Source organism: Methanobrevibacter sp. (genome assembly GCF_045646205.1).
Classification (GTDB): Archaea; Methanobacteriota; Methanobacteria; order Methanobacteriales; family Methanobacteriaceae; genus Methanocatella.
The window spans coordinates 1-13,770 of sequence record NZ_JAZRKF010000050.1; the positions used below are offsets into that span (position 1 = coordinate 1).

General features: G+C 32.2%; 6 protein-coding genes. 2 read left to right on the forward strand and 4 right to left on the reverse strand.

All coding sequences use genetic code 11. The annotated features are described in order from the left end of the window. The coding region (locus ACKI44_RS09115; protein WP_407423653.1) for a hypothetical protein at window positions 1–418 on the forward strand (418 nt) is incomplete at its 5' end. 370 nt (window positions 419–788) lie between these two features. On the opposite strand, the gene argS is transcribed toward ACKI44_RS09115, so the two are convergent. The 4 genes from argS to ACKI44_RS09135 are packed head-to-tail and all read right to left on the reverse strand — an operon-like array spanning window position 789 to window position 4,849. Next, window positions 789–2,489 (reverse strand): arginine--tRNA ligase, encoded by a 1,701-nt coding sequence (gene argS / locus ACKI44_RS09120; RefSeq protein WP_407423655.1) that lies wholly within the window; start codon window positions 2,487–2,489, stop codon window positions 789–791. 18 nt (window positions 2,490–2,507) lie between these two features. Beyond that, window positions 2,508–2,930, reverse strand: a complete 423-nt coding sequence (locus ACKI44_RS09125) for a signal peptidase I (protein WP_407423657.1) — start codon at window positions 2,928–2,930, stop codon at window positions 2,508–2,510. Window positions 2,931–2,939: 9 nt separating this feature from the next. After that, window positions 2,940–4,211: a glutamate-1-semialdehyde 2,1-aminomutase gene (gene hemL / locus ACKI44_RS09130; RefSeq protein ID WP_407423659.1), complete on the reverse strand. Its 1,272-nt coding sequence runs from the start codon at window positions 4,209–4,211 to the stop codon at window positions 2,940–2,942. Window positions 4,212–4,219: 8 nt separating this feature from the next. Then, window positions 4,220–4,849 carry a cobalt-precorrin-8 methylmutase gene (locus ACKI44_RS09135; RefSeq protein ID WP_407423661.1) on the reverse strand — a complete coding sequence of 210 codons (630 nt, stop codon included), beginning with the start codon at window positions 4,847–4,849 and terminating at the stop codon, window positions 4,220–4,222. A 1,364-nt stretch (window positions 4,850–6,213) separates the two neighbouring features. Between ACKI44_RS09135 and ACKI44_RS09140 the strand changes: the two genes are divergently transcribed. Further along, the coding region (locus tag ACKI44_RS09140) for a right-handed parallel beta-helix repeat-containing protein (protein WP_407423663.1) at window positions 6,214–13,770 on the forward strand (7,557 nt) is incomplete at its 3' end.

Genomic DNA, 13,770 nt, shown 5'->3' on the forward strand with positions numbered 1-13,770 from the left:
GACTAAAAACAATGATTTATCATGGACTTTAAACACTCCATTATATGCAGGTGAATATTTAAGCCTATTTGTAGTATTTAACACCAATAAGGTTGGAACCTTTACCAATGTTGTTTCAGCTTCCAGTGATAAAACTCAAGATAAATATGCTAACAATGTCACTACTGTAATTGACAAACCGGTTCTTGAAGAGCCTACTCCTGTAGTTCCTGAACAACCTACTCCTGTAGAGCCTACTCCTGTAGAAAAACCTACTAATGTGACTACCGAAGCTCCTGTAAAGAATAACAACACAACCGTTCCTGAAACTCCACAAAAAGGATCCAGTGATGTTCTTCCTGCAACCGGTAATCCATTAGTAATGGTTTTAATTGCTTTGCTTGCTGTTGGAATCGGTGTTTTAAGACGTAGAGATTAAACATTAAACGGGGAAATTCAATTTCCCTCTCTTTTTTTATTTTCAACATGATAATACATTTCAAAATATCTAATTTAAAATACTACTTTTATTATATTAAATAAATGATTAAAAATTCAGATACTTTTTTTCTTAATGATAAAATAATTAATCGAATTCTATCATATTCAAGCCCAACTACTTGATAGATATGTGGAATCGGTCATGTAGTTTTAGGTTATCCGGACATGGAAACGCCTGAAGCATTACCTAGAAAAGAAGATTATATACATTTTGTAGACTGATTTTTGTATACAATATATTATTCTTACTTCTAAAAAAAATCAATGTATTATTAAAAAAGAAATTAAAGATGAGTAAATTAACTCATCTACATTTTTTCAGGAGCAGGTACTCCTAAAATATCTAAAGCGTTTTTGATAGTTGTTTTTGCTCTGTCAACTAAAATTAATCTTGTATCTTCAACATCAGAACCAATCACCTGCTCGGATTTGTAGAATTTATTGAATGACCCTGCTAAATCCTGACAGTATTGGGTGATATTGTGAACTCTTTTCTTGTTTGCACAGTCTTCTACGACTTGTGGGAATTTAGCTATTAATCTGACTAAATCCTGTTCGGTTTCATTTGGAGTCCAGTTTTCATCGATTTCAAGTGAAGATACATCTTTTCCAGATTTATTCAGTAACTTGCAGGCTCTTGCATGTGCATATTGTATTGAAGCACAGCCTCTCTCAAAGCTTAAAGCTTCATCCCATTTGAATGTCAAGTGTTTTTCAGGGGATAATTTTGCAATAAAGAATCTGATAGCGCCAATTCCAATTTGTTCAGCCATAGGTGCAATTTCTTCGTCACTTAAATCAGGATTTCTTGATTCAATTTCTTTTGTTGCTCTTAAAATAGCTTCATCAACCAAATCATCAACTGACACGAATTTTCCTTTTCTTGTTGACATTGAACCATCTGGAAGTGTAATGAATTCATAGAAAATTACTTCAGGTGCAGTTTCTTTTAAAATCTCTTCAAAGATTACTTTCATCTGTTTTGAAGATAATTTGTGGTCTGAACCTAGAATGTCTAAAACCAAATCACCGCGAGTTGCTTTAAATCTGTGATATGCCAAATCTCTTGTTGAATAAAGTGATGTACCGTTTGATCTTCTAAGCACGAATTCCTTTTCAATATTATAGAAAGTCAAATCAATGTAATCCACGTCTTCATGTGATACGAATCCTTCTTTTTCAAAGTATTTTACAAGGGCATCAACGTCCCCATTTCTGATGAATGTACCTTCCCATACAAAGTCATCGTGGTGAATGTTCATTCTATGAAGTGTATCCTTAATTCCTGAAACACAGCTTTCAACAACATTTTCAAAGGTTTTATTTAATTCTTCATCTTTTCCTTCTTCATATTTCTGAATGAGTTCACTTACTTTTTCATTAGCCGTCTCGTTTTCATCAACTTCCTTATTTGCTAGGAAGTAAAGCTTACCGATTTTTTCATCGATTTTTTCTCCTTCCTGGTCTTCGATTTTCAAGCCCATTTCGGTTATACCATAAACGATAATGGCAATTTGGCGGCCCATATCATTTACGTAATATTGGGTTTCCACTTCATGGCCTGCCAGTTTTAATAATCTTGCAAGTGAATCTCCAAAAATGGAGTTACGTACATGTCCAATATGTAATGGTCCATTCGGATTGGCAGATGTATGTTCCAAGACAATTTTTTCATCCACCTTATCGAGCTGGCCGTAGTTTTCATCTACCTTTTCAAGCAATTTTTTGGAAAATTTTGAATAGTCTATAAAGAAATTAACGTAAGGACCGAAGTTTTGAACTTTTTCAAAAATGTCTGGAACTTCAATTTTAGAAACTAAATCTTCAGCTACAAGATTTGGGGATGTTTTTAACTTTTTAGTAAGTGCAAAAGCTATTGTACTTGCTAAATCTCCTAATTTTGGGTCTGGTGGAAATTCCAAACGGAAATTTCTATCTATATCTTCATCATATTGATCTAGTGCTTTATTTATAGCATCTATGGCTTGTTTTTCAATTTCAAAATACATTAACTCACCTTTAAATAATTATAATCCTCTTAACCATAATGAAAGATTACCAATATAAGGGATTTTAATTGGGTCATCTCCCCAGGTTACTACTCTATCTTTAATCTGTTCTGTTTTTACATAATAAGGGTCTGAACGATTGTTATGGTCTCCTTTTATCTCATACATCGTCGTACCGTTTATTTCTACAATATTGATAACTCTATGAATGACCGGCTGGTTAAACCATGCTGCATTATAGACAACAATGTCTCCTACTTTAACGTCTTTTGGGTCAAATTCATGTAATCCGAGGAGATCTGACTTTTCAACAACCACTATGTCTCCTCTATAAAATACTGGTTCCATACTCCCTGAAACAACAACATTCAGGTGTTGAGCAACGATTAAAACGACTGCAAGTATTATTATATATGATGCAATTTCTTTGTAATCAACCATGTAAACACCTTAAAATTTATTTTTCTTAAAAGCAACAGCCAGTGCCACTTCAATGGCTTCTGCAGTAGTCTGTAAGTCTGCCATACTATGAGCCTTTGAAATAAAGTTACATTCAAATTGGCTAGGTGGTATAAATACACCTTCCTTTAAAAGGGCTCTGAAGTATCTTAAAAATCTTTCAGTATCAGATTTTTGGGCATCAGCATAATTGTAAACTTCGCCAGGATTTAAGTAAATCTGAAACATTGATGCAAGACCAACGCATTGGATGTTATACTGTTCATCATCTATTACTGATTCAATGTTTCCTCTTAGGAAATTACCTTTTCTTTCTAAATCCTTATAAAATTTATCATCTAATTGTGATAATGTTGATAATCCTGCCTGGACAGAAATTGGATTACCGCTAAATGTTCCTGCCTGATAAACTGGTCCTTGTGGGGCTATTAATTCCATAATTTCTCTTTTTCCACAGAAAGCACCCATTGGAAGACCTCCGCCGACAATCTTACCTAGTGTTGTCAGGTCAGGAGTGACTCCATAATACTCTTGAGCACCGCCTCTTGATGCTCTAAAACCAGTTATCACTTCATCAAATATTAATATAATATCATTTTCTTCAGTAATTTTACGTACAAACTCTAAAAATCCAGGTTTTGGTTCAATACATCCAACATTACCCATTACAACTTCCATTATTAGACAAGCAATGTTTTCGCCTTCTTTTTCTATTAATTCAGTTAATGCCTCTTCATCATTGAATGGAACGGATAATGTATTTTTTGTAGTGTCTGTTGGAATTCCTGCAGAATCAGGCAAACATGCTGCACCTGAACCGCCTTTAACTAAAACATAATCATGAGCTCCGTGATAAGCTCCTTCAAATTTGATGATTTTGTCACGGCCGGTAAAACCACGGGCCAATCTGATAGCACTCATTGTAGCTTCAGTTCCGCTGTTACAAAATCTGACCATCTCAGCAGACGGTATTCTATCAACAACTTCTTTTGCTAGTTTAATTTCATTTTCAGTTGGAGCACCATATGCTGTACCGATAGTCAATTGATTAGAAACTTCACGTACAACTTTAGGATCGGCATGTCCAAGTATCAATGGTCCATAAGCAAGACAGTGGTCAATGTATGAATTTCCTTCACTGTCTGTTATTTTACATCCTCCGGCTCTTTCAACGAAAAATGGATAAGGCTTAAAAGCACGTACTGGTGAATTAACTCCACCGGGGAAGTATTTTTTAGATTCATTAAACAATTCTTCAGTCATTTTATCACTTATAAATGTTGGATTAATGAGTTTACACAAGCAACTGCTATAGGTGTTCCACCTTTAGGACCTTCAGTAATGACATTAGGGATATTTGAATTTCTTAAAGCTTCTTTTGAATCAGCAGCTCCAACAAATCCAACAGGAACTCCTACTATGGCTTTCAGATTAATTTCACCTTTTTGGTATAAATCCATAGCTTCAAAAACAGCTGTTGGAGCATTTCCAGAAACAACAATTCCTTCAAAGTCGTTTTCGCTTGCATATCTGATAGCTGCAGCAGCCCTTGTGATTTGGTGCTCTTTAGCTATTTTTTTAACTTCTTCATTTTTGATATAACACTCGACTTCACCGTCATATCGGGTTATTCCATATTTAACCATATTGATGTCGGTTAAGATGGTTTCATTGTTTCTTAGGGATTTCATTGCAACGTCAACAAAATCATCGCTGATATGAACAAGCTTTGCATATTCCGGATCTGCTGTTGAGTGAACAATACGCTCAACAATGTCTTTTTCAGCAGGTTTTAAATCTTTAATTTCATCACCAATAAGGCCACGGATAATCTCCCTACTTTTAGTAGCAATATCATAACCTTGTTTGGTTGATGCACCCATAAACATTTGGTCTGTCATATTATAATTATATGTTAAAAAATAGTTAAAATATTTTTGTATGGTGATTTTTTTATAAGAAATATAATCATGACTAGAAAATTAACATTATCTTTCATCAAAGTGAGGTATCGTTAACATCTCACCAAATAAAGTTACTGTGTTGATGCTATTCTATCGATTCTTTAAAGTTCCTGATGAATATTTGAAAGTATTGTCACATTAATATTTGTATACAATATATTAAATTTAAAATTACTCCTTATGCCATATTTTTATCAAAATAAACAAAATTATTAAAAAAATGCAAAAATATTAAACATTTAAAGTAATTTATTGTATAAAATGAATAATTAAATTACAGTGTATGCATCTATTAAAATTGCTCAAAAATGACGATAAATTTTGAAATTAGCTTTAAAATTAATTGGATTAATAAAATCAAATTGCTGACTTAATTTTTTATCAAATAGATTATTATTGAATAATGTTTAAAATTTTTTTAATTTTTGCTACAAAATAGTATAAATCAAAAAATAATTTTGTCTTTTGCACGATTTTTTGATTGATTTATTTTTTTTAACCTAACCCCTGAAAAGTAACATAAAAAATATTTAAAATTCTAATTAAAATGATAAAATATTTATTAGTTAAAAATTAATATAATATTGCATATATGTTGGGTTGTAGAAGATATAATATAGGCATATATGTTAATGAAAATTTGTACAAATAGTATTTAAATATTTTAATTAATGAAATGTAGATACTTTTGTAAAGATTGTATCGAAAAAACTTTTAATTAAGTTTTAATTGTGTTTTATCGCGATTAAATTTTAGTACTAAAAAGTTAATTTAATCTCAAATTTATTTTGCATCTGATTCATTCGATGCCGAATATATTGGAGATTTTTAGTCGATTGATCAATATAAAATAGTAAACTAAATAGCTATTGCATATTGTCGAAATGGGTTGCTTCGATAAAAGGTTGATTTAATCAAAACAGTTATTCTAAATCATTAATTGGTTTTTACATGGCTGTCAATAGTTATTTATTTTCTACTATTTTTTTTCATTTCACCACTATTTCTTTTAAAAATTATAATTTTGTCTATTATTAGTATATTTTTTTAAAAAAATGTCCTAAAAATGCTTATACTATATATTAAATTTGATAAAAAGCTTTATATTATATGAAAAAGTAATATACAACTTGTACTATGTACATTTTCATTAATTTTAAAATTTTATAAATACTATATGTGGATAATTTTCGTTAAATCAAAGAGAGCAAAATTATATAAAATTTGTTGTAATGAGGAAAATTATGCATAATGGGCGAAATTTGTTTTTCATTTTAATACTGGTTTTAGTAATTTTATCTATGTCGTTTGTAAGTGCAAGTGATAACATTACGGGTGATGTAGAGGGGGATACGATATTGTCTGCTTCGGATGATATTGTAGTTGAGGAAAATGACGATGTTGTTTCGGTTGAAAAATCATCAGACTCAGTTTTGGGTGTTTGTAATGATGATCAATCGGATGAAAATGAAAGTGAAAATTTAAGTAATAATGCTCAGGTTTTGGGTTTAGTAGATAATCAATTGGATGAAAATGATAGTGTAATTTTGGCTAGTAAAAACACTCAGTTATTGGGTGCTCCAAATAATGACCCTGTGCTAAGTGCTCCTAATGTTTTAAATTTTTTTGATTATCGGGATAGCGTTGATGATATTCGAAATGCTATAAGGGATGCAACAGGACCAACCATAATCTACCTTAATGGTGGAACTTATACTGGTAGAATTAATTTTGACATTTCAGACCAATTTCCAAGTTGGCAGGGTTATAGTGATAATTATAGGAAAAATAAAAAGGTAACTTTAAGTGACATTAAAATTATTGGTGGAAGTGAATCAAATCCAAATCAAAAAGCAGCAATTAACCCACGTAATTCCTGGGAAAGTGCTATTAATTTTGTAGGGTATCATGAGCCAATTCAAGAAGACCCTCAAAAACGTGCTGGATATTTTAGTACTTCTGGTTATGATTTAGTAAACTTTGAAATTATAAATATTACTTCTAGCTATAGGTTTTTCAGTATTTCTGGAGGATCAATGGACGGGTGTGTTCTTGATGGATGTACATCATTAACTCAGTTTTTTAATGCTGTAGGTAACTATCATGATAATACTCAAATTCTAATTAAAAACTGTAATATAACTAACTCTCATCAAACTTATGTGGGTGATGATTATGTTAAAGATGGTACTGGTCAATTAGGAGCAGTATTTGGTGTAAATATGGTTGGATGTAACTTTATTAATACCAGTTCTGCTCAACACGGTGGAGCTTTATGTATTGCGGACGAATCAGAATGGGGATCTGCAAGAGTTACAACTACTTTATATGATTGTAGCTTTATCAATGTCACCTCCCGTTGGTTTGCTATATATATTCATGGAAATTTCAGAACTTCATATGCAAGTATTACTAGTCCTGAAATAATCGATAATTGTAAATTTATTAATTGTAATGGTACTGGAGAATATTCTGGTGCTATAGGAATAAGTCATGATAATTTAATTGTTAGAAATTCTGAATTTGTTAATTGTAGTGGTGGTCAAGGTGCTGCTATTATGGTTGGTGGTATAGATCCGGACCACGACGGATTTAGTGGTAGAAATACTAAAGGTAATAATGTAACTATTGATAATTGTACTTTTACAAATAATGTTGCAAACCTTAGTCATTCAGAATCATTTTGTATAGGTATCTATTCATGGGATACTAGTGTACCAAAAGATTATACTCAATATACATACTATAGAAAACTTGGAGAAAATAATTATGTGGAAGACCCTAATGGTAACTATTATAACAAACACGATCCTATAACTTTTTATCCTAAAGGAAATGCTGGTGCAGTATACGTATTTGGAAATGATACCAAAATACTTAATACTAAATTTAATAATAATTCCGCATTGAATGGTGGTGCAATTTATATTGTAGGTCATAGAACATTAATCGAAAATTCTACATTTCATGACCATGAATCTAAAAACGGTACTATTTATATCCAGGGTAATAACACAAAAATCAAAAATTCTACATTCGAAGACAATCATGCTAATCAAGGTTCAGCTATTTATATTTTAGGTTCATATACAGAAATTTCTGGTTCTACCTTTGAAAAGAACAACTGTACTAATGGTACCGTTTATATTGAAGGTAACTATACTAAAATTACTTCCGGTTCTAATTTCACTGACAATAACGCTTCCTATGGTGGGGGTGTTTATATTGCTGGTACTAATACTGTGATTTCAGGTTCTAATCTTATCAGAAATAATGCTACCCTTGATGGTGGTGGAATGTATATTAAAGGTAATAATACCAATATTACTTCCTGCTGTAATTTCACTGAAAACAATGCGATAAATGGTGGTGGTATTTATCTTGGAGGTACTAACACTCTGATTTCTGCATCTAACTTTGTGGGAAATAATGCTACTCATGACGGTGCGGGAATGTATGTAAGAGGTAATAATACTAAAGCTATTGACGGTTCTAATTTCACAGCAAATAATGCTGCTCATGATGGGGCTGGAATGTATATTGAAGGTTTCAATACCCTGATTTCCAATACATATTTTGAGAAGAATAACGCTACTAATGGTGGCGGACTATACATTAAAGGTAATAATACCAATATTACTTCAAGTTCCAATTTCATGGAAAATAACGCTACTTATGGTGCAGGTGCTTTCCTTGAAGGTAGTAATACTTTGATTAATGGTTCTATTTTTGAGAAGAATAATGCTACTTATGGTGCTGGTATGTTTATTAGTGGTAATAATACTAAAATTACTTCTAAATCCAATTTTACAGAGAATAACGCTACTATTGGTGGGGGTATGTATATTGAGGGTAGTAACACTTTAGTTTCCGGTTCTATGTTTGAAAAGAATAATGCTACCAATGGTGGTGGTATGTTTATTAGTGGTAATAATACTAATGTTACTTCTGGTTCTGATTTCATTGAGAATTATGCTGGCAATGGTGCTGGTATGTATATTGATGGTAGTTATACTTTGGTTTCTGGTTCTAAGTTTGAGAGGAATAATGCTACTAATAATGGTGGTGGTATGTTTATTAGTGGTAATTACACTAATATTACTTCTAAGTCTAATTTCACTGAGAATCATGCTGTTAATGGTGCTGGTATTTATATTGAAGGTAGTGATACTGTAATTTCCGGTTCTAATTTTAGAATGAATAATGCTACCAATGGTGGTGGTATGTTTATTAGTGGTAATAATACTAATGTTACTTCTGGTTCTGATTTCACTGAGAATTATGCTGTCAATGGTAGTGGAATGTATATTGAAGGTAGTGATACTTTAGTTTCTGGTTCTAAGTTTGAGAGGAATAATGCTACTAGTAATGGTGCCGGTATGTATATAAAAGGTAGTGATACCGTGGTTTCAGATTCTGATTTCTCAGAAAATAACGCTACTAATGGTGGTGGTATGTTTATTAGTGGTGATAATACTAATGTTACTTCTGGTTCTGATTTTAGCAAAAATGAAGCTATTAATGGTGCTGGAATGTATATTGAAGGTAGTAATACCTTAGTTTCGGGTTCTGTTTTTTCAGAAAATGAAGCTATTAATGGTGGTGGTATGTTTATTAGTGGTAATAATACTAATATTACTTCTAAGTCTAATTTCACTGAGAATGAAGCTATTAATGGTGCTGGTATTTATATTGAAGGTAGTAATACTACAATTTCAGGATCTAATTTTGAGTTGAATAATGCTACTGATGGTGCTGGTATGTATATTAATGGGGATAATACCAAAATTGTTTCAGGTTCTTTCACTGAAAATGAAGCAGATGACGGTGCCGGTATTTATATTAATGGTAAAAATACAGAAATTTCCAAATCTACTTTTGAGGACAATTATGTTTTTGACGAAGGGGCAGGTGTTTTCATCGAAGGTTCTGATACTAAAGTTTCCGATTCCAATTTTATAAATAATGAAGCTTTATTCCGTGGTGCTGGTGCTTATATTAAAGGTAATGCTACTGAAGTTTCCGGTTCTACCTTTGAAAGGAATGATGCTATTTATGGTGCTGGTGCTTATATTGAAGGTAAGGATAATGCAGTTTATTCATCTACTTTTATGTATAATGATGCTACTGAAGGTGCTGGTGCTTATCTTAATGGTAGCGATACTGTGATTTCCGGTTCCACTTTTGAGCATAATGATGCTGTTAATGGTGCTGGTGCTTATATTGATGGAAACAATGCTGAAATTAATGATTCAAATTTCACATCCAACAAGGCTACTAACGGTGCAGGTGCTTATGTAAAAGGTCAGGATACAATATTTGATAGTTCTAATTTCACATCCAACACGGCTTTAAATGCTGGTGGTGCTTATGTGAATGGTCAGAATACCAGGTTTGATAATTCTATTTTCCTATCTAACAATGCTACTGTGGATGGTGGTGGTGCTTATGTGAATGGTCAGAATACCACTTTTGAGAGATCAAGTTTCTTATATAACAATGCTACTAGTGGTGGCGGTGCATTTGTAAAAGGTAAAGATACCCTTGTTTTAAACAATACTTTTGACCACAACAATGTAACCTATCATGGCGGTGCATTATATATAGATGGAAGCAATTCCAATTTCACAAGCAATAATTTTACATATAATGAAGCTGTTCCGGATAATACTGTAAGTGAACTTTCAGGTCTCGGTGGTGCAATCTTTGTAAATGGTAATAATACAGTAACTTATGGCAATGATTTTGAACACAATAAAGCCCGTAATGGATCTGCAATTTATTCAAGCGGAAAAAACTTTAGACTTGAAAACGATGTATTCAGGGAAAACCAGGCATGGAGTTACCTTTTAATAACTGAAGCGGACCCTGAAAAAAGCCCATATAATACAAATGATGTAAAAATTGAAGTTGTTCACATTGGTGGGGACAACATGATTAATGCAATTCACAGTAATGCATCCGCTATTGAAATTGGATTGAAGAATGTGTCTTATGTCCACAGTTCCGGCGCTAATCTTACCACAAATAGCACAAGGTTTGAAAACCCTGTACAGGGAGTAGAGCTAAGTAACGGCGGAAAGTTATTATACCAGGATGACCGTGAATATCTTCAGAATTTAACTATTAAGGTTGAGTATGTAGGTCCTGGACAAAAGAGACAAATTTATTATAATGACACTCTTCTTACACATTACTTTGGGGACGTTTATGTTAATTTAGATAAATCTGTATTGGAAGTAGGTAACTATCTAGTTACTGCTACTCACCCAGAAGACTGGAACTATAAACAAATAACCAATACAGCATCTTTCACAATTTTAAATCATGCAGACATATCTGTAGAAAAGACTTCAGATAAGTTTGAATATTTTGATGATGATTTGGCTTATTGGACCATTACAATTTCAAGCGCTAATAACAGTACTAAATCAACCAATATCACATTCGATGATTTATTGCCTTCCGAATTTGAATTTATAAATTACACTGTTGTAGGTGCTGATTATATAAATGGTGTCTATACTATCCGAGATGGACCTAATAAAGGTGTAAACGTTACTTATGATGGTATTCATGGTTTTGGTAACATAACCTCACTTGCTAACGGTACAAACATTACTATAATAATCTGTTCTATGGCAGAATGTAATGAGGAAAAGCTAGACCACTCTCACAACATTACGTCTAATGAGCAAAATATTAAATTAGATGTTAATAGGGTTACCAATCAAACATCCTTTAAAGAGTTTGACACGGCCATATGGAATTTCACTATTACCAATTATGGTGATTTCACTGCTCATAATGTTACTGTAACTCATTTGTTCCCGATTGAATTTGAATTCTTGGATACTATTGGAAATATTGATGGTATTTATGATAATACTGTTCAAACAGGTAAATGGTATATACCTGAAATTGCTCCAAATCAAAGCTGCACATTAAAACTGAAAACAATGGCAACATTTGATGACGATGACCTTGTTAATTTAATAAATGTAGATTATACGGAAAATCATTTAAATCTAACTCTTAAAAAGGCAAGTGACAAAGACGAATATTTTGCAGGTCAAACGGCCAACATTACAATTACAATTACCAATAATGGCGGTTGTAACGCTACAAATGTAACTTTAAATGAGGTTTTACATCCTGAATTTGCGTTTAATGGTACTTACACTGCAAATATGGGTAGATATGATTCAAAATCTAATAAATGGATGATTGATGAGTTGAAAGAAGGTGAAACTGCTACCTTAAACATTTATGCTAATACTGTAATTACCAGAGGAAACGTAACCAACATTATTGAAATAAGCTGTAATCAAATAGAATGGGACTATACAAATAACATAGCCAGAAAGACTGTTGAAGTTGTTCCTCTTCCGCAGCCTACAAAATCCGTTAACAACATTACTCCGGATTATCATGATTACATTGAATACTATTTAACAATCTACAACCTAGGTAATACAACATATAAAAAGAATTTAACAATTACTGATACTTTACCTATTGGTTTGGACTTTGTTGAATTCGTTAGTATTGTCGGTGCAGATATAGTTAATCAAACCAACAGTTCCGGAAGTTCTGTTGATCATATTGTAGACGGCCGTAAGGTAATATGGATAATAACCAATATTGAAAATAAATCCAGTGCAATTATAACAGTTAAATTACACATAAACGCTCTTGGCAAGTTAATCACCAACACTACTGTAATCAATAGTATCTACAATTTGGCTAACAATACTGAATTGATTAATAAGTTAATTGATTTAACTAATAACGTTACTTTCATGAAAGAGCTCCTTGATGAAACAGGAAACAGCACTTTCATTAAAGGCATTATTAATTTGACTCATGACGGTTCAACATTCAATAAGTTGATTGAATTAGTCAACAATGAGTCTTATGTAAAAGCCATTGGTAAGTTAACTAATGAAACATTTAAAAATGAGCTAATTAATTTAACTAATAATAGTGTAGGCATTAATTCTATTGGTAACTTGACTAATAACTTGACCGTTACAGGTCCTAACGGTACTAATTACACGGATCACTGTAGTGTCTATCCTAGAACTGTTGTTGATATTTCTGTTAATATTACTAGTGATAAGGATGAGTACTTCGTTGATGACATTGCAATCTGGACTATTACTGTTTCTAATGCTGGTAATGCTACTAATGCTACTAATGTTACCTTGAAGAATCTATTCCCATCACAATATTTTGAGTTTATTAATTGTACTTTGGCTAATGGTTCTTCATTTACTGGTGATACTTGGTACATTGGTAATTTAGGAAACGGAACTAATGTGACTTTCAAAGTATATTCTCGTGCTATAAAAGATGGTATTAATGTTACTCATGAGGTTTCTGTATCATGTAACGAAACAGAATGGAATGTAAGCAACAACAAAGCAAATAAAACAGTAGATGTTGTTATTATTCCTTATCCTGTGAAGACGGTTAATAATATTACTCCGTATTACAATGATGTTATTGAGTATAATATAACCCTATTCAATAAAGGATTTAATGTATATTCAAGTACATTGAATGTTACTGATAGCTTGCCTGATGGTTTGATCTTTAATGGTACTTATAGGGTAATTGGTGCTAATGAATCTGGTGCTTTTGTTAATGTTAATAATCAGACACTTGCTTGGTTTATTACTAATATTACTGGCAAATCTAATGCTACCATTATGCTTTATGTTAAAGTTGTTGGTCTTGGAGAAAAAATCTATAATGGTACTTTTATTTCTGGTTTGATTAATGATGGTGCTGTTAAGTATATTGGTAATTTGACTAATAATGTGACTGTTACTGGTCCTAATGGTACTAAGAAT

Excerpts from the sequence above, each read along its gene's own strand:
- hemL (WP_407423659.1), bottom strand. The coding sequence starts at position 4,211 with ATGACTGAAGAATTGTTTAATGAATCTAAAAAATACTTCCCCGGTGGA.
- ACKI44_RS09135 (WP_407423661.1), bottom strand. The coding sequence starts at position 4,849 with ATGACAGACCAAATGTTTATGGGTGCATCAACCAAACAAGGTTATGAT.
- ACKI44_RS09125 (WP_407423657.1), bottom strand. The coding sequence starts at position 2,930 with ATGGTTGATTACAAAGAAATTGCATCATATATAATAATACTTGCAGTC.
- argS (WP_407423655.1), bottom strand. The coding sequence starts at position 2,489 with ATGTATTTTGAAATTGAAAAACAAGCCATAGATGCTATAAATAAAGCA.